We start from the raw sequence: 18265 nt of genomic DNA on the forward strand, positions 1-18265 counted from the left end.
AACCTTGCATCCCCAAGTCGCCCCTTCCCAAAACCGGAATTTGCCGGCTAACAGATGTCAAAGGAGATATCGACATGACGATTTCCAACATCAAGACGCAGAATGCCGCCAAAGCCGTGCCGCCGGTCTCGACCGGCACTGGCGCAATGCCCGAACCCACACGCTGCACGATCCGGTGCGCTGGAAATACGCCATTCTCGACAAGTATGTCCTGAACGGTGAGAAGCCACCGCTCCACGCCTGGAGCTGAGGCTCCTGAAAGGAGCCGCGCGTCAGGCGAGATGCGCGGCCATATAACCAAAGAGCTTTCAGACGATGCCGTAGACGCCGGCGAGGTGGCGCATGCGCTCGGCTGCCAGATCCGGCCGGTCGAGAATATCGGCCTGATCGGCAAGGCGGAAGATATCGGCATAGTGGTTGATGCCGCGCGCCGACTGCATGCCGGCCGGTAGGGTGAAATGCGACTGGTGCCCATTGAGCCAGGCGAGGAAGACCACGCCGGCCTTGTAATATTGGGTCGGCGCCTCGAAGATCTTGCGCGAGAGCGGAACCGTCGGATCGATCACCGCGCGGAAGGTTGCCGTGTCGCCTGCGGCAAGCGCTGCCAGCGCCTTGGAAGCGGCCGGCGCAACGGCGTCGAAGATGCCGAGCAGCGCATGGCTGTGACGCCGCCCGTCGCCCTCGATCAGGCCGGCATAGTTGAAATCGTCGCCCGTGAAACAGAGCACGGTTTCCGGCAGCCGGTCGCGGAGCGCGATTTCCTTCTCGTGTTCGAGCAGCGAGATCTTGATACCCTCGACCTTGCCGGCATTCTCCGTGATGATCCGCAGCGCGCAATCGAGCGCCGGCGCGAAGTCGGTGCTTCCCCAGTAGCCGCGCAGCTGCGGGTCGAACATGTCGCCCAGCCAGTGCAGCACCACCTTGTCCTTCGTCTGCGAGAGAATGCGGCCATAAACCGTGGCGTAATCGTCCGCGGAGCGGGCGATGCGGGCAAGCGCCCGGCTCGCCATCAGGATCGCGCGGCCGCCATGCTTCTCGATATGCTCGATCTGCGTCTCGTAAGCCGCGATCACGTCGTCCAGCGTACGGGCATCGTTCGGATCGAGATGATCCGTGCCGGCGCCGCAGGCAAGGTCGGCACCGTCGACCGTCCGCGCTTCGGCAAGCGAACGGGCAATCAGCTCCTGAGCACCGGCCCAGTCGAGACCCATTCCGCGCTGCGACGTGTCCATCGCCTCGGCGATACTGAAGCCGAGGCTCCAGAGATGATGCCGGAAGGCGAGCGTCGTGTCCCAGTCGATCGCCGGGCGGTTCCATGGATCGGTGTCCCGCTCCGGCGCGGAAACGATATGCGCGGCGGCATATGCGATGCGGTTGAAGACGGGCGTCGTTGCCGGGCGGGCGATCGGCGTGCCCACAAGACGATACGCCTCGACCGTGCCTGCGGATGTCGGCAGATTGAGAACCTGGGTCATGATACCTCCTCGGAATGTCAATCGGATAATTTGGATCGATCCAAATTGCAAGTCTCATTTTTCTGACGGATGATCATCGGCCTTGCCGCCACTTACGGACGCGATGCGCTGTGGATGCTGCATTGCACAGGGAACGAACTACATATTTGGTCGAAACAGGCGCTGCAAAAAATCCGCAAACACCCCGGAAATGGTGCTTGATATTTTGGAACGATCCAAATATTGAGGGAAGCAAGATGGAGGCGCATGAGAGTTCATGGCGAACGGACGGGTTACGGTCATCGATATTGCGAAGGCGGCGGGGGTGTCGAAATCGACGGTCTCGCTCGTGCTGCAAGGCTCGCCGCTCGTCAACGAGGGCACGCGAACCAAGGTCAATGCCGTCATGCGGGACCTCGGCTATGTCTATAATCGCGGCGCGGCCAACCTCCGCCAGTCCAGCGCCAAGTCGAAGATCATCGGCGTCGTGGTCAACGACCTGACCAACAGCTTCTTTGCCGAGCTTGCGGTCGGTATCGATCTCGTCGTGCAGGATGCGGGCTTCGTGCAGTTCCTCGCCAATACCAGCGAGAGCCTCGACCGGCAGACGGAGGTCATCGCCTCCATGCGCGAGCACGGCATTTCCGGCCTCGTGGTCTCACCGGCACGCGGCTCGCGGGCGGTCGATTTCAAGGCGCTGGTTTCGGCCGGCATGCCGGTCGTCGCGGTGGTGCGCTCCGTGCCGGGGGCCAAGGTGTCCTCGCTGATGTCGGACAATCATGCCGGGCTTTTTGCAGCCGTCGAGCATCTGGCAAAGCTCGGCCACACGCGCATCGCCTTCTTCGGCGGTTTTGAGGATACGGCGATCTTTCAGGAGCGGCTGGCCGGCTATCGCGACGGGCTCGCGGCGGCGGGGCTTGGCTATGACGAAAGCCTCGTCTTTGCCTGCGCGCCCTCGCGGGCGGAAGGGGCGAAGGCCGTAGGGCGGGCGATAGATGCTCATGAGCGGCCGACGGGCGGGGTCTGCTTCAACGACGCCGTGGCCTTCGGCGTCTACGACGGATTGCGGGCGCGGCGGCTGGAGCCGGGCGTCGATTTCGCCATCGTCGGCTTCGACGACGTGATCGAGGCGGGCACGTCCGTGCCGGCGCTCACCACCATCGCGGTGGATCCGCAGGGCCTCGGCCGGCGTGCCGCCCAGCTGCTGCTCAAGCAGATCAATGCGGGCAAGGCGGAGGCGGAGGCGGAGGCCGTGGTCACGCCCGTACGGCTGGTCGTGCGGGAAAGCTGCGGCGTGAACAGAATGAAGCCGGGGAGGCGAACTGCATGACGAACCGTTGGGGATTGATCGGCGCAAGCACGATCGCACGGGAATGGGTGATCGGCGCGATCCGCGCGACGGGCGGGGAGGTCGTCTCCGTGATGAGTTCCAGCCCGGAGCGCGCCGCGACCTATGCGTCGGAAAACGGGATCGGCAAGGCCGTCTCGGATCTCGATGCCCTGCTCGCGGATCCCGATATCGATGCGGTCTATATCTCGACCACCAACGAGCTGCACCGCGATCAGGCGATTGCCGCCGCGAAGGCCGGCAAGCATATTCTCTGCGAAAAGCCGCTGGCGATGACGCTGGAGGATGCCCACCGCATGCGGGAGGCGGCGCGGTCGGCCGGCGTGGTGCTGGCGACGAACCATCATCTGCGCAACGCGGCCAGCCATGTCGCCATGCGGGATGCGGTCGCCGCCGGGCGGATCGGCAAGCCGCTCTCGGCGCGGGTGTTCCACGCGGTCTACCTGCCGCCGCATCTGCAGGGCTGGCGGCTCGACAATCCCGCAGCCGGTGGCGGCGTCATTCTGGATATCACCGTGCACGACACGGATACGCTGCGCTTCGTGCTCGGACAGAACCCGGTGGAGGTCACGGCCTTCTCGCAATCCGGCGGTCTGGGCAAGGCGGGTCTCGAAGATGCCGTGATGGGGGTCATGCGGTTCGAGGACGGGCTGATCGCCCAGTTTCACGACGGTTTCACCACGAAATATGCCGAGACCGGTTTCGAGGTTCACGGAACCGAAGGCTCGCTCATCGCCCGCAATGTGATGACGCAGCGGCCTGTCGGCACGGTGATCCTGCGCACCGGCGAGGGCGAGCAGTCATTGCCGCTCGACGGGCGCAATCTCTATGAAACCGGCCTTGCGGCCTTCCATGCGGCCATCGCCGGCACGGGATCTCCGTCGGCAACCGCCGAAGACGGCATCTGGTCGCTGGCGACAGGGCTTGCGGTCGTCGAAGCCGCCCGGTCCGGCCGCGCCGTCACGGTCGAAACGGGGCTCTGAGACACAGCATGGGCAAGCACATCACACCGGCCGAAGCGGCCGCCCTGATCCCCGACGGCGCCGTCGTTACCGTCTCGTCCTCGAGCGGGCTCGGCTGCCCGGACCTGATGCTGAAGGCGATCGGCGAGCGCTTCGAGGCGACGGGGCATCCGCGCGAGATCACCACCCTGCACCCGATCGCCGCCGGCGACATGAGCGGCATCAAGGGCGTGGATCATATCGCGCGCAAAGGCCTCCTCAAGCGGATCCTTGCCGGCTCCTATCCCTCCGGCCCCTCGACGGCCGAGCCGCCGCGGATCTGGCAGATGATCACGGGCAACGAGATCCCGGCCTACAACATTCCCTCGGGCATCCTCTTCGACATGCACCGCGAGGCCGCCGCCAAGCGTCCGGGCGTCATCACCAAGATCGGGCTCGAAACCTTCGTGGACCCTGAGCGGCAGGGCTGCGCCATGAATGCGCTGGCGGCAGACACGCCGGTCGTCAAGCGGGTCTCGTTCGAGAACGAGGACTGGCTCTATTTCCCGGCCATCGTGCCGCAGGTGGCGATCATCCGCGCAACGACGGCCGACGAGCATGGCAACCTGACCTATGAGCACGAGGGCGCGACGCTCGGCGGGCTCGACCAGGCGCTGGCGGCGCGCAACAATGGCGGCATCGTCATCGCGCAGGTCAAGCGCATCACGAAGCAGGGCGCGTTGAAGCCGCACGACGTGCGTGTTCCCGGCATGCTGGTCGATTATGTCATCGTCGATCCCGACCAGAAACAGACGACGCTGACGGATTACGATCCGGCCATTTCAGGCGAGATCTTCCGGCCGCTCGACAGTTTCTCCGTGCCCGAATTCAACATCCAGAAGGTCATCGCGCGACGGGTGGCGCAGGAGTTGCACGGTGGCAGCTGCGTCAATCTCGGCTTCGGCATCTCGGCCAACGTGCCGCGCATCCTGCTGGAGGAAGGTCTGCACGGCGCGGTCACCTGGGTCATCGAGCAGGGGGCCGTCGGCGGTGTGCCGCTGCTCGACTTTGCCTTCGGCTGCGCGTCCAATGCGGATGCCTACATGCCGTCGCCCTACCAGTTCACCTATTTTCAGGGCGGCGGCTTCGATGCCTCGTTGCTGTCCTTCCTCGAAATCGGCCGCGATGGCTCGGTCAACGTTTCCCGCCTTTCGTTCCGTCCGCATGTGACGGCCGGTGCCGGCGGCTTCGTCGATATCACGGCGCGCGCCCGCAAGATCGTGTTCTCCGGCATGTTCAATGCCGGCGCCAAACTGTCGATCGGCGACGGCAAGCTGGTGATCGAGAAGGAAGGCAAGCTTAAGAAGCTGGTCGAGGCGGTCGAGCACGTGACCTTCTCCGGCAGCCGCGCCATCGCGCAGGGGCAGGACATCACCTATGTCACCGAGCGTTGCGTGCTCAAGCTGACGCCGCAGGGGCTGGTGCTGACCGAAATCGCACCCGGCGTCGATCTCCAGACGCAGGTGCTCGACCAGTCCGAGTTTCCGCTGATCGTCTCGCCGGATCTGAAGCTGATGGATGCCGCGCTGTTTGGCGAGGCGCGCATCGGCCTGTCGCTGCCAGCCAAGGCGCCGCGCGTTCTGGAGGGTGCGCATGTCTAGGGGAGAGGTTCGCATCGGGATCGAGGGGCCGATTGCCGTCCTCACGGTGTCCCGCCCGGAAAAGCGCAATGCGCTCGATCTCGACATGCTGAAGGCGCTGATGTCGGCGGCCGATACGGTGGAGGCGGAGGCCGGCATCCGCGTCGCCATCCTCACGGGCGAGGGGCCGGGCTTTTCGGCCGGCGGCGACATCACCGCCTGGGGCGGCATGCGGCCGGAGGAATTCGGTCATGCCTGGGTGCGCTACGGGCACCGCGTGTTCGAGCGGCTGGCAACCCTGCGCATGCCGCTGATTGCGGCGCTGAACGGACACGCGCTCGGCGGCGGTCTCGAGCTTGCCGGCACCGCCGACATCCGCATCGCCGAGGAACACATCCGCATCGGCCTGCCGGAAACGGGGCTCGGCATGGTGCCGGGCTGGTCGGGCACGCAGCGGCTGGTCAGGCGCTTCGGCGCCCAGCCCGTGCGCCGGATGGCGCTCGGCGGCGAGATCTTCACGGCGGAGCAGGCCCTGTCGCTCGGGCTGGTGGATCGGGTTACCGCGACCGGACAGGCGCTTACCGCAGCGAAAGACATGGCGACAGGCATCGCCGCGCGCGGGCCGGCGGCGCTGGAGATCGTCAAACTGATGATCGCGAGCGCCAACGGGGAGGACAACGGGACGGCCGTGGAAGCGCTGGGGTCGATCCTCGCCGCCAAGACGGGCGACCTGAAGGAGGGCGTTTCCGCTTTCAAGGAGAAGCGCGCCGCACAGTTCAAGGGAGAATGGTAATGACGGTTCTGGTAAACCCGAAGGCGCTGGCCGAGACCGCGCCGCGCGACTTCAAGATGCTGATCGACGGCCGGTGGAGCGAGGGCACCGCCGACCCGATCGAGCGGGTCGCGCCCGGCCACGGCGTGGTGGTCAGCCGGTTCCAGGCGGGAACGCGCGCCGATGCCGAGCGCGCCATCGCGGCAGCCCGCAAGGCCTTCGACACCGGACCCTGGCCGCGGATGACGGCGTCGGAGCGCTCCGGCATCCTGCTGAAGGCCGCCGATCTTATCGCCGCGCGTGCCGAGGAACTCGCTTTTCTGGACGCGGTGGAAGCCGGCAAGCCCATTTCCCAGGTGCGCGGCGAAATCGCCGGCTCGGTCGATATCTGGCGCTATGCCGCGGCCCTTGCCCGCGATCTTCACGGCGAGAGCTACAATACGCTGGGCGACGGCACGCTGGGCGTGGTCCTGCGCGAGGCGATCGGCGTCGTCTCGATCATCACGCCCTGGAACTTCCCCTTCCTGATCGTCGGGCAGAAGCTGCCCTTCGCGCTCGCCGCCGGCTGCACCACGGTCGTCAAGCCGTCGGAACTCTCGTCCGGATCGACCGTCGTGCTCGGCGAGATCCTCGAGGAAGCAGGCGTTCCCAAGGGCGTCGTCAACATCGTCACGGGCACGGGCGCCGAGGTTGGGTCGGTCATGACGTCGCATCGCGATGTCGACATGGTCTCGTTCACCGGCTCCACCGGTGTCGGCAAGCTGACCATGGCGAATGCCGCGCAGACGCTGAAGAAAGTGTCGCTGGAGCTGGGCGGCAAGAACCCGCAGATCGTCTTTCCCGATGCCGATCTCGATGGCTTCATCGATGCCGCCGTGTTCGGCGCCTATTTCAACGCCGGCGAATGCTGCAATGCCGGCTCCCGGCTGATCCTGCACAAGAGCATCGCCGACGAGGTGGTCAAGCGCGTGGCCGCGCTGTCGGAAGAGGTGCGGGTCGGCGATCCGCTCGATCCAGAGACGCAGGTCGGCGCGATCATCACGCCGCAGCATCTGGACAAGATCGCCGCCTATATTTCAGGGGCAGCAGACGGCGGCGCGGACGTGGCCCATGGCGGCAAGGCGCTCGATCTCGGGCGCGGGCAGTTCATGGCGCCGACGATCCTTGCCAATGTGACGCCTGACATGCCGGTCGCGCGCGAGGAAGTGTTCGGCCCGGTTCTCTCCGTGCTCACCTTCGAGACGGCGGCGCAGGCCATCGAGATCGCCAACGCGGTCGATTACGGTCTGTCTGCCGGTGTGTGGAGCAAGGATTTCGACACCTGCCTGACGATCGGCCGTCGTGTGCGGGCGGGAACCGTGTGGATGAACACCTTCATGGACGGCGCCTCCGAACTGCCCTTCGGCGGCTACAAGCAATCGGGCCTCGGCCGCGAACTCGGCCGCCATGCGGTGGAGGATTACACCGAGACCAAGACGCTCAACATGCATATCGGCGGCCGCACGAACTGGTGGATGCCGCAGACGGAAAAGCTGGCCTGAAGCATCCCGCCCGGGCGCGCAACACGCGGTCGGGAAGACGGGATGCGGTTGAACAAGCCGGCTGACGCCGACGCTCGAGGAGGGCGGCGGCACGGGAGCGGAAATGGGTTTCGCTCTTCACTGTGCTCATGGGAGGAAAACATCGTGCGCAAGTTTCTGACATCGACTGCATTGGGTCTCGCTTTGATGACCGGCGCCGTGCAGGCTGCCGAAAACGTCGAGGTGCTTCACTGGTGGACATCCGGCGGCGAGGCCTCGGCGCTCGAAGTCCTCAAGAAGGACCTCGAAGCCAAGAACATCTCCTGGACGGACATGCCGGTTGCCGGCGGCGGCGGCACGGAGGCCATGACGGTGCTGCGCGCCCGTGTGACCGCCGGCAACGCGCCGACCGCCGTGCAGATGCTCGGCTTCGACATTCTCGACTGGGCCAAGGAAGGCGCGCTCGGCAATCTCGATGCGGTCGCCGCAAAGGAAAACTGGGACAAGGTCATCCCCAAGGCGCTCCAGAAGTTCTCGAAATATGACGGCCACTGGATCGCAGCGCCCGTGAACCTGCATTCGACCAACTGGATGTGGATCAACAAGGCGGCGCTCGACAAGGCCGGCGGCAAGGAGCCGCAGAGCTGGGAAGAGCTGATCGCCCTCCTCGACAACTTCAAGGCGCAGGGCATCATCCCGGTCGCGGCCGGCGGACAGCCCTGGCAGGACGCGACGGTGTTTGACGCGGTCGTGCTGTCGCTCGGCGTCGATTTCTACACGTCCGCCTTTATCGATCTCGACCCGAAGGCGCTCGGCGGCGACAAGATGAAGGAAGCCTTCAACCGCATGACGACGCTGCGCTCCTATGTCGATCCGAACTTCTCGGGCCGCGACTGGAACCTCGCCTCCGCCATGGTCATCGACGGCAAGGCCGGCGTGCAGTTCATGGGCGACTGGGCAAAGGGCGAATTCTCCAAGGCCGGCAAGACGCCGGGCAAGGATTATGTCTGCATGCGCTTCCCCGGCACGCAGGGTGCCGTCACCTTCAACACTGACCAGTTCGCGATGTTCAAGGTGGCCGACAGCAAGGTGCCGGCGCAGATGGAAATGGCCTCGGCCATCGAAAGCCCTGAATTCCAGTCGGCCTTCAACGTGGTCAAGGGCTCGGCACCCGTGCGCACCGATGTGTCGGACGCCGCCTTCGACGATTGCGGCAAGAAGGCCATCAGAGATGCGGCCGAAGCCGACAAGAGCGGCAAGCTCATCGGCTCCATGGCCCATGGCCACGCCAATCCGGCAGCCGTGAAGAACGCGATCTACGACGTCGTGACCCGCCAGTTCAACGGCGACCTGACCGCCGACGACGCGGTCGCCGAGCTGGTGAGCGCGGTCGAAGCCGCAAAGTAAGGGCCGGGAGCTGCGGGTCTTCGCGCCCGCAGCTCCAGCCATCACACCATCCGATACGTCAAAACTGCCGGGGATACCGGGTGCTCCGAAAGGCCGGCCATGATGGCCGGTGCCTGAGGCCGTGCATCCGCATTCCGGGCAAGGGGGAGGGGAACGAAGCCATGCAGAGCCGCAGCTTCCTACAGGACCAGTTGCCGAAAATCGTGCTCGCGCCGAGTTTCCTGGTCATCGTCATTTTCGTCTATGGCTTCATCGCCTATACCGGGTTCCTGTCGATCACCGACAGCAAGATGCTGCCGTCCACCAACATCGTGGGCCTGTCGAACTACAGCAAGCTCTGGGCTTTGCCGCACTGGTGGCGGGCGATTACCAATCTGGCGATCTTCGCCTCGCTCTACATCCTCATCTGCTCTGCGCTCGGCCTGTTCCTGGCGATCATGCTCGACCAGAAGATCCGCGGCGAAGGTTTCCTGCGGCCGATCTACCTCTACCCCATGGCGCTCTCCTTCATCGTTACGGGCACCGCCTGGAAGTGGATCCTCGATCCCGGCATCGGCATCGAGAACACTATGCATCTCTGGGGCTGGGAGACCTTCGCCTTCACCTGGATCAAGGACAGCAAGATGGCGATCTACTGCGTCGTGCTGGCCGCCGTCTGGCAGTCCTCGGGCTTCATCATGGCGATGTTCCTTGCCGGCCTGCGCGGTGTCGACAACGAGATGATCAAGGCCGCGCAGATCGACGGCGCGGGCACGGTGACGATCTATCGCCGGATCATCATTCCCCTCATGCGCCCGGTCTTTCTGTCGGCCTTCGTCGTGCTCGCCCATCTCGCCATCAAGGCCTACGACCTGATCGTCGCGCTGACCGGCGGGGGGCCGGGGCAGGCGACCGAACTGCCGGCCACCTTCATGTATTCCTACACCTTCACCCGCAACCAGATGGGCATCGGCGCGTCCTCCGCCATCATCATGCTGGTCATGATCTTCTCGATCATCGTTCCCTATCTCTATTCCGAAATCCGTGGAGGAAAACGCTGATGAGCGGCGCCGTCAATCCGCAGAACGCGATATCGCACACCCTCCTCACACGGGCGCTGATCTACACCGCACTGATTTTCTTTGCGATGTTCTACCTCATGCCGCTTTACATCATGGTGGTGAACTCGTTGAAGCCGCTGGAGGAAATCCGGCAGGGCGGCATGGTCAACCTGCCGCAGGTCTGGACCATCGAGCCCTGGCTGTCGGCCTGGTCGACCGCGCAGATCGGCATCCAGCCGACCGGCCTCAAGCCCTTCTTCATCAACTCTATGCTCATGGTCATCCCCGCCGTCGCCATCTCCACCGTGGTCGGCGCGCTCAACGGCTATGTGCTGACCAAATGGCATTTCCGCGGATCGAACATCGTCTTCGGCATGCTGCTCCTGTCCTGCTTCATCCCGTTCCAGATCGTCCTCATCCCCACGGCCCGCATTCTCGGCCTGCTCGGCCTTGCCGGCTCCATTCCCGGGCTCGTGCTGGTGCATGTCGTCTACGGCCTCGGCTTCACCACGCTCTACTTCCGCAACTACTACGAGGCCTTCCCGACCGAACTCGTGCGCGCGGCGCAGATCGATGGCGCGACCTTCTTCCAGATCTTCCGCCGCATCCTGCTGCCGTCGTCCGGGCCAATCATCGTCGTCTCCGTCATCTGGCAATTCACTAACATCTGGAACGACTTCCTGTTCGGCGCCTCGTTTGCCGGCGCCAGTTCGACGCCGATGACGGTCGCGCTCAACAACCTGGTGCAGTCGTCCACGGGCGTGAAGGAATACAACGTCCATTTTGCCGGCGCGATCCTCGCCGCCCTGCCCACCCTCATCGTCTACATCGTTTCGGGCCGCTACTTCGTGCGTGGCCTGATGTCCGGCGCCGTGAAAGGCTGATCATCATGTCGTTTCTCAAAATCTCGCATCTGCGCAAGTCCTACGGCGCGCTGGAAATCCTGAAAGACATCAATATCGACATCGAGGAGGGCGGCTTTCTCGTGCTCGTCGGCCCGTCCGGCTGCGGCAAGTCCACGCTGCTGAACACGATTGCCGGACTGGAGCCGATCACCTCCGGCGAGATCGCCATCAAGGGACGCTCGGTTGCGGGCCTGCCGCCGTCGCAGCGCGATATCGCTATGGTGTTCCAGAGCTACGCGCTCTACCCGAACATGACGGTGGCCGGCAACATTGCCTTTGGCATGGAGATCCGCAAGGTGCCAAAGGCAGCGCGCGAGAAGGCGATCAAGGAGGTTTCAGATATCCTCCAGATCGGCCATCTGCTCGACCGCAAGCCGAGCCAGCTCTCCGGTGGCCAGCGCCAGCGTGTCGCCATGGGCCGCGCCCTCGTGCGCAATCCGCAGGTCTTCCTGTTCGACGAGCCATTGTCCAACCTCGACGCCAAGCTGCGCGTCGATATGCGCACCGAGATCAAGCGGCTGCACCAGCGCCTGAGAACCACCATCGTCTACGTCACCCACGATCAGATCGAGGCGATGACGCTGGCCACCAAGATCGCGGTGCTGAAGGACGGCGTGTTGCAGCAGTTCGGCTCGCCGGCCGAGATCTACAACAATCCGGCCAATATGTTCGTCGCCGACTTCATGGGCTCGCCCGCCATGAACCTGCTCTCGGCAACCGTGGAGAAGGATGCGGCCGGCCTTTCCGTCTCGCTCGCCCGTCCGAACGGCGCGCTGGTAAAACTGCCGGTGGCGGCAGGGCAGGAGCAGCTGGAGGCCCATCTCGGCCGCCAGATCGTTTTCGGCATCCGGCCCGAGGCGCTGACCGACATCGACGGCGCCGACCGCAATGCGCGCACCGTCGCGGAAGGCGACTGCCTGATCGAGGTCGTTGAGCCGGCCGGCGCCGATACCTTCGCCGTCACGAGGCTTGGCGGCAAGGAAGTGGTGGCGCGCCTGCGGGCTGACGCGAGAATCCAGGCCGGCCAGACCGCAAGGCTCGCCTTCAACCTCGACAAGGCCGTCTATTTCGATCCGCAAAGCCAGCAGCGCATCGCGTGAACGGGGAGCGAGATGAGCAGAACCCCTGATATCGTCATCATCGGCTCCGGCATCGGCGGGGCGACGCTGGCCGCCGGGCTTGCCGCCTCGGGCAGCGAGATCCTGATCCTCGAAGCCGGCGAACACATCGCCGACACGCCGGTGAACCGCGACCAGCGCGCGATCTTCCAGCGGGGACATTTCCGCCCTAAGGAGACCTGGTACGAGTGGCAGGATCTGAAGGAACACAAGCGTTTCAACCCCGGCAATTACTACAATGTCGGCGGTAACTCGAAATTCTACGGGGCGGTACTGTCGCGCTACCGGCGCGAGGACTTCGACGAGATGCAGCATCAGGAGGGCGTCTCCCCCGCCTGGCCGTTTCCCTACGCCGAGCTCGAGCCCTGGTACGGGGCGGCCGAGCGGATGTATCAGGTGCGCGGCGCGCTGGGGGAGGACCCGACCGAGCCGGAACATTCCACGCCCTACACCTTTCCCCCGGTGCCGGACGAACCGCCGATTGCCGACGTCCGTGCCCGCCTGAAGCAGAAGGGGCTCCACCCGTTCTCCCTGCCGCTCGGCGTCGATATCGATCGGTGGCTCGCCAAGGGGCGCACCCCCTGGGACGCGCATCCGAATGCCGACGACGGCAAGATGGATGCCGAAAGTGCGGCCCTCGCCCTGGCTCTCGGCCATCCCAATGTCACGCTGCAGACGGGCGCGATCGTCCGGCTTCTCGAAACGGACGCCTCCGGCCGCCGTATCGAGCGCGTGGTCTACACCGCGGCCGGGGAGACCCGCAGCGTCTCGCCGAGGCTCGTGGTGCTCGCCGCCGGTGCGGTCCAGTCAGCGGTCCTGTTGCTGCGTTCGGCCAATGCGCGGTTTCCCAAGGGGCTTGCCAACAGCTCCGATCAGGTCGGCCGCAACTTCATGAACCACAACTCGTCGGCCGTGCTCGCGGTGTCGCCGCGCTACCGGAACACGTCGGTCTATCAGAAGACCTTCGCCTTCAACGATTTCTACCTGTCGGACGGCGAGGGTGGGCCGCCGCTCGGCAATGTCCAGCTTCTCGGCCGGGTGTCCGGCGCGATCCTGAAAAGCAGCCTGCCGCGCATCCCCGAGAGGCTGCTCGACCGGATATCGGCGCATGCGATCGATTTCTACGCCATGAGCGAGGATATTCCCCATCCCGAAAGCCGGGTCATGGTCGATGGCGAGCGGATCGTCCTCAAATGGCACCGCACGAACTGGGCCGCGCATCTGGCGCTGGTGGCCAAACTGAAGGCCGTTCTCCGGTCGATCGGCTTTCCGCTTGTGCTGTCGCGGCCGTTCGACAAGCGCACCCCCTCCCACCAGTGCGGCACGGTGCGCATCGGCAACGATCCCGCGACGTCGCCGCTCGATCCCTTCTGCCGCGCCTATGACCACGACAATCTGTTCGTCGTCGATGCGAGCTGCCTGCCGACCTCGGCCGCCGTCAATCCGGCACTGACGGTTGCGGCCCAGGCCCTGCGCGTGGCGGATCATATCGTCTCGAAGGAGCTGCAACAATGAGCGAGCCGCGGCAAAGACCGGTGGCGGTGGTGACGGGCGGGCGACGGGGGATCGGCTTCGGCATCGCCTCGCATCTGGCCGCCGCCGGCTACGACATCGTCGTGACGGGCATCGGCGGCCCGGAAACGGCCGAAGACGCGTTGGCCGCGCTTGGCGCCACCGGTGAGGCCGAAGCGATCTATCTCAAAGCCGATATCTGCGACATCGCCGGGCATGCAACGACGGTCGACGACGTCATGGCCCGGTTCGGCCGCATCGACTGCCTCGTCAACAATGCGGGCATGGCCTCCGTCGTGCGCGGCGATTTCCTGGGTCTCTCCCCCGACCATTACGATCTGATCATGGCGACGAACCTCAAGGGCACGGTGTTCTTCACGCAGGCCGTGGTGAAGGCGATGCTGGCGACCGCGCCCGACCATTCCCGGTCGATCATCAACATCACCTCGGTCTCTGCGGAGGCGAGTTCGCCCGAGCGCCTCGACTATTGCATCAGCAAGGCGGGGCTCGCGGCCTTCTCGCAGGGGCTCGCGCTGCGGCTTGCGGCAGACGGGATCGCCGTCTTCGAGGTGCGGCCCGGCATCGTGCGGACCGATATGACGGCCGGCGTCACCCCGAAATACGATGCCCTGATCGCCGGAGGACTGGTGCCCATGCGGCGCTGGGGAGAAGCCGGCGATATCGGCGCCATCTGTGCGGCGCTCGCCTCGGGCAGCTTCGCCTTTGCAACGGGAACCGTGATCGATGCCGATGGCGGCCTGTCGATCCCGCGTCTGTGACAGGAATGGATATCATGAGCTTCGATTATATCATCACCGGGGCAGGCCCCGCCGGCTGCGTTCTCGCCAATAGGCTGAGCGAGGACCCGGATGTCACCGTGCTCCTGCTGGAAGCCGGCGGCGGTGACTGGAACCCGCTCTTTCACATGCCGGCCGGCTTTGCCAAGATGACGAAGGGCGTGGCCAGCTGGGGCTGGGAGACCGTGCCGCAGAAGCACATGAACGGCCGCGTCCTGCGCTATACCCAGGCCAAGGTCATCGGCGGCGGCTCCTCCATCAACGCGCAGCTTTACACAAGGGGCAATGCCGCCGACTACGATCTCTGGGCAAGCGAAGACGGTTGCGAGGGCTGGGACTACCGCTCGGTGCTGCCGTATTTCAAGCGGGCCGAGGACAACCAGCGCTTTGCCGACGACTATCACGCCTATGGCGGGCCGCTCGGCGTGTCCATGCCGGTATCGGCGCTGCCGATCTGCGACGCCTATATCCGGGCGGGCCAGGAGTTGGGCATTCCCTACAATCCGGATTTCAACGGTCGCCAGCAGGCTGGCGTCGGCTTCTACCAGCTGACGCAGCGCAACCGCCGCCGCTCGTCTGCGTCTCTCGCCTATCTCTCGCCGATCAAGGACCGGAAAAACCTGACGATCCGCTTGGGCGCCCGCGTGTCGCGCATCGTGCTGGAGGGTACAACGGCTGTCGGCGTCGAGATCGCCACCAGCCACGGAAGCGAGATCGTGCGCTGCGAGCGCGAGGTGCTCGTGACGTCGGGCGCCATCGGCTCGCCGAAGCTCCTGCTGCAATCGGGCATCGGCCCGGCCGATCATCTCACGTCTGTCGGCGTTCCCGTCGCGCACGACCTGCCCGGCGTCGGCGGCAATCTTCAGGACCATCTGGACCTCTTCGTCATCGCCGAATGCACCGGTGACCACACCTATGACGGCGTCGCGAAACTGCACCGCACGCTCTGGGCAGGCCTCGAATATGTGCTGTTCCGCACGGGTCCCGTCGCCTCGTCGCTCTTTGAAACCGGCGGCTTCTGGTATGCGGACCCGGAGGCGCGCTCGCCGGATATCCAGTTCCATCTGGGCCTCGGCTCGGGCATCGAGGCGGGCGTGGAAAAGCTGAAAAATGCCGGGGTTACGCTGAATTCCGCCTATCTGCATCCGCGATCGCGCGGCACGGTGCGGCTTTCTGCGTCCGATCCGGCCGCAGCGCCCCTGATCGACCCCAACTACTGGTCGGACCCGCATGACCGGAAGATGTCGCTGGAAGGCTTGCGGATCGCCCGCGAGATCTTCGAGCAGGCGGCATTGAAACCCTATATCCTGGCCGAGCGCCTGCCCGGACCGAAGGTGCGCACGGAGGCCGAGCTCTTCGACTATGGCTGTGCCAATGCAAAGACCGATCACCACCCCGTCGGCACCTGCCGGATGGGGACGGGGGCGGATGCCGTCGTCGGGCTCGACCTGCGCGTGCGCGGCTTGCAGGGACTGCGCGTCTGCGACTCGTCCGTCATGCCGCGCGTGCCCTCCTGCAACACCAATGCCCCGACCATCATGGTCGGAGAGAAGGGCGCCGACATCATTCGCGGCCTCGATCTCCTGCCGGCGACGATCTTTGCCGACGAGCGCAACGATCAGCGCCCCCGTGCGCGCACGCATGTTCGCTGAGCCGATGATGCGGCTTTGCATTCTACCGTCGGCTTTGCCACAAAAAGGTGTCGCCACGCCCAGGAAGGTCAGACCCTGATGCCCATCGAGACCCCGCGCGCACTCCTTGCGTCGCTCTTTCACGCCGCCGTTCGCGCGGCCGATCCGCTGGAGGCGATCCGCGCCCACCTGCCGGCGCGACCGAAAGGCCGCACGGTCGTCATCGGCGCTGGCAAGGCGGCAAGCCAGATGGCGCTGGCGCTCGAAAGCCTGTGGGATGGCCCGCTGGAGGGCGTGGTCGTCGCGCGCCACGGCCCGGTCGCCTCCTGCGCACGCATAACGGTGCTGCAATCCGCCCATCCGGTTCCCGACCAGGCGGGGATCGTCGGCGGACGCGCGCTGATGGAGGCGGTGCGCGGGCTGACGACGGACGATCTCGTCATCGCGCTGATCTCGGGCGGCGGGTCTGCCCTCCTGCCATCGCCGCCGCCGGGCTTTGCCCTTGCCGACGAGGTGGCCCTGAACGAGGCGCTGCTGGCCTCCGGCGCACCGATTTCCGCGATGAACGTGGTGCGCAAGCACGTCTCGATGATCAAGGGCGGGCGGCTGGCAGCACTTGCCCATCCGGCCCGCGTCGTCAGCCTCGTCGTCTCCGACGTTCCCGGGGACAACCCGGCCTTCGTCGCCTCCGGCCCGACCATTCCCGATGCCGCCGGCCGCGAGGATGCACTGCGGGCGATCCGCGACTACCGGATGAACATTCCCTCAAACATTCTCGACCATATCGCGACAGGGGAGACCCCGCGCCCCGACGATCCGGCCTTTGCCGGCCACATCGCGCATGTCATCGCCTCCGCCCGTGTCTCGCTGCAGGCGGCCGCGCGTCTGAGCGGCGAGACCGGCGTGACGCCGTTGATCCTCTCCGACAGGATCGAGGGAGAAGCACGCGATATCGGGCGCATGCATGCGGCGCTGGCGATGGAATTTCAGGGGCGCCACCGAGAGAGGCAAGGCCCGATGGTTCTTCTCTCGGGCGGGGAAACCACGGTGACGATCGGCCCGGGAGGGGCTGATCCCGATGGTATCGGCCCCCAGGGTATCGGCCCCCATGGTATTGGTAAGGGCGGGCGAAACACGGAACTGCTGCTGGCCGCCGCCATCGATCTCGACGGGGCCACCGGCATCACCGCCCTTGCGGCCGATACCGACGGGATCGATGGTTCCGAAGACAATGCCGGTGCCTTCTGCGACGGCGAAACCGCGTCCCGCATCCGGGCAGCGGGCGGGGAGCCCCGCGCCCACCTCGCGCGACACGACGCATGGTCTGCCTTTGCGCTTGCCGGCGACCTGTTCGAGACAGGCCCGACCGGCACGAATGTCAACGACTTCAGGGCATTTCTGCTGATGTAGGCTCGCAACGACAGTCTCCTGGGACGCCGCGCAATCTCAACCCTTCAAGGATGCCTTACATGCCGCAGCCGGATAACAGGACATGCGCAGACCTCCTCTTGGCCGAGCGCGAGGGGGTCGTCACCCGGTTCACGACCGAGGATGCCTGGACGCTCGGCAGCCTGATGCGGCAATCGGCCATGGCCGGCTGCCTGGCCGTGGCGATCGAGATCACGATCGCGCGCGAACCGGTGTTCTTTACGCGCCTTGCGAACGCTGCGGAGGACAACCGGCACTGGGTGGAGCGCAAGCGACGCGTGGTCGAGCGGTTCCACCACAGTTCGCTCTACATGCGGCTTCTCGCGCAGGAGGAGGGCTACGACTTCCACCACCGCTACGGTCTGTCGCCGGACCTCTTCGCGGCCTTCGGCGGTGCCGTCCCGATCTTTCAGACGGACGGCAATCTTATCGGAACGGCGACGATCAGCGGCCTTCCCGATATCGAAGACCATGATTTCGTGGTCGAGCATCTCCGGCGCTTCCGAGCGCAAGGGAACTGAGTGTCCAAACTGGAACGAAATATTGTCGAAAGGCCAAGGGTTAGATGGAAATATCACATCCTCCCGTTCGGACAGTGTCTCCCGTCTTTGAAGCCGCTGGTATAACAGGTCATTCTGACCATGGTCGGTTGCGCTCTCATCCCCCTCCCGGATCAATCGCAGCCAGCCGTTCCCCTCTGGAGGTTTAACCTTCATGACTTGAGGCCGTGGGTCACCCTGCGGCCCTTTTTT

The 18265-nt window shown here is 65.2% G+C and carries 15 protein-coding genes and 1 pseudogene; 15 read left to right on the top strand and 1 reads right to left on the bottom strand.

The genetic code is table 11. The features are described 5' to 3' along the window. Positions 1 to 127: 127 nt before the first annotated feature. Positions 128 to 250: pseudogene (locus GA0004734_RS26140) on the top strand (acyl-CoA dehydrogenase); the annotation flags it as partial. 58 nt (positions 251 to 308) lie between these two features. On the opposite strand, the gene GA0004734_RS21135 reads toward GA0004734_RS26140, so the two are convergent. Then, entirely contained in the window at positions 309 to 1475 is a 1167-nt protein-coding gene (locus GA0004734_RS21135) for a dihydrodipicolinate synthase family protein (protein ID WP_092937667.1), read from the bottom strand. Positions 1476 to 1731: 256 nt separating this feature from the next. Between GA0004734_RS21135 and GA0004734_RS21140 the strand changes: the two genes are divergently transcribed. The 14 genes from GA0004734_RS21140 (at position 1732) to GA0004734_RS21205 (ending at position 18034) form a co-directional block, all read left to right on the top strand. After that, on the top strand, positions 1732 to 2784 hold the full coding sequence (locus tag GA0004734_RS21140) for a LacI family DNA-binding transcriptional regulator (RefSeq protein WP_092937669.1): 1053 nt from the start codon (positions 1732 to 1734) through the stop codon (positions 2782 to 2784). Then, positions 2781 to 3785, top strand: coding sequence for a Gfo/Idh/MocA family protein (locus GA0004734_RS21145; RefSeq protein ID WP_092937671.1), 1005 nt, complete (start codon positions 2781 to 2783; stop codon positions 3783 to 3785). The genes GA0004734_RS21140 and GA0004734_RS21145 overlap by 4 nt, the downstream gene beginning before the upstream one ends. 8 nt (positions 3786 to 3793) lie before the next feature. Next, positions 3794 to 5404: an acyl CoA:acetate/3-ketoacid CoA transferase gene (locus GA0004734_RS21150; protein ID WP_092937673.1), complete on the top strand. Its 1611-nt coding sequence runs from the start codon at positions 3794 to 3796 to the stop codon at positions 5402 to 5404. Then, positions 5397 to 6176 (top strand): enoyl-CoA hydratase/isomerase family protein, encoded by a 780-nt coding sequence (locus GA0004734_RS21155; protein WP_092937675.1) that lies wholly within the window; start codon positions 5397 to 5399, stop codon positions 6174 to 6176. The genes GA0004734_RS21150 and GA0004734_RS21155 overlap by 8 nt, the downstream gene beginning before the upstream one ends. Continuing rightward, positions 6176 to 7696: an aldehyde dehydrogenase family protein gene (locus GA0004734_RS21160; RefSeq protein ID WP_092937677.1), complete on the top strand. Its 1521-nt coding sequence runs from the start codon at positions 6176 to 6178 to the stop codon at positions 7694 to 7696. Before GA0004734_RS21155 ends, GA0004734_RS21160 begins: the two co-directional genes overlap by 1 nt. Before the next feature lie 186 nt (positions 7697 to 7882). Then, positions 7883 to 9082 carry an ABC transporter substrate-binding protein gene (locus GA0004734_RS21165; protein ID WP_175386651.1) on the top strand — a complete coding sequence of 400 codons (1200 nt, stop codon included), beginning with the start codon at positions 7883 to 7885 and terminating at the stop codon, positions 9080 to 9082. Positions 9083 to 9243: 161 nt separating this feature from the next. Then, a complete protein-coding gene (locus GA0004734_RS21170) occupies positions 9244 to 10122 on the top strand; it encodes a carbohydrate ABC transporter permease (protein ID WP_092937681.1) in 879 nt (292 codons plus the stop codon). Continuing rightward, positions 10122 to 11006 carry a carbohydrate ABC transporter permease gene (locus GA0004734_RS21175; RefSeq protein ID WP_092937683.1) on the top strand — a complete coding sequence of 295 codons (885 nt, stop codon included), beginning with the start codon at positions 10122 to 10124 and terminating at the stop codon, positions 11004 to 11006. Before GA0004734_RS21170 ends, GA0004734_RS21175 begins: the two co-directional genes overlap by 1 nt. A 5-nt stretch (positions 11007 to 11011) precedes the next feature. Next, a complete protein-coding gene (locus GA0004734_RS21180; RefSeq protein WP_092937685.1) occupies positions 11012 to 12127 on the top strand; it encodes an ABC transporter ATP-binding protein in 1116 nt (371 codons plus the stop codon). A 12-nt stretch (positions 12128 to 12139) separates the two neighbouring features. Beyond that, a complete protein-coding gene (locus tag GA0004734_RS21185; protein WP_092937687.1) occupies positions 12140 to 13660 on the top strand; it encodes a GMC oxidoreductase in 1521 nt (506 codons plus the stop codon). Then, complete coding sequence (locus GA0004734_RS21190) at positions 13657 to 14436, top strand: 3-ketoacyl-ACP reductase (RefSeq protein ID WP_092937689.1); 780 nt, start codon at positions 13657 to 13659, stop codon at positions 14434 to 14436. Before GA0004734_RS21185 ends, GA0004734_RS21190 begins: the two co-directional genes overlap by 4 nt. 14 nt (positions 14437 to 14450) lie before the next feature. Further along, positions 14451 to 16106, top strand: a complete 1656-nt coding sequence (locus GA0004734_RS21195) for a GMC family oxidoreductase (RefSeq protein ID WP_092938264.1) — start codon at positions 14451 to 14453, stop codon at positions 16104 to 16106. A gap of 78 nt (positions 16107 to 16184) precedes the next feature. Next, a complete protein-coding gene (locus GA0004734_RS21200; RefSeq protein WP_092937691.1) occupies positions 16185 to 17495 on the top strand; it encodes a glycerate kinase type-2 family protein in 1311 nt (436 codons plus the stop codon). 59 nt (positions 17496 to 17554) lie between these two features. Continuing rightward, a complete protein-coding gene (locus GA0004734_RS21205) occupies positions 17555 to 18034 on the top strand; it encodes a heme-degrading domain-containing protein (RefSeq protein WP_175386605.1) in 480 nt (159 codons plus the stop codon). The last annotated feature ends 231 nt before the right edge of the window (positions 18035 to 18265 follow it).

It is taken from the genome of Rhizobium sp. 9140 (assembly GCF_900067135.1).
Lineage (GTDB): Bacteria > Pseudomonadota > Alphaproteobacteria > Rhizobiales > Rhizobiaceae > Ferranicluibacter.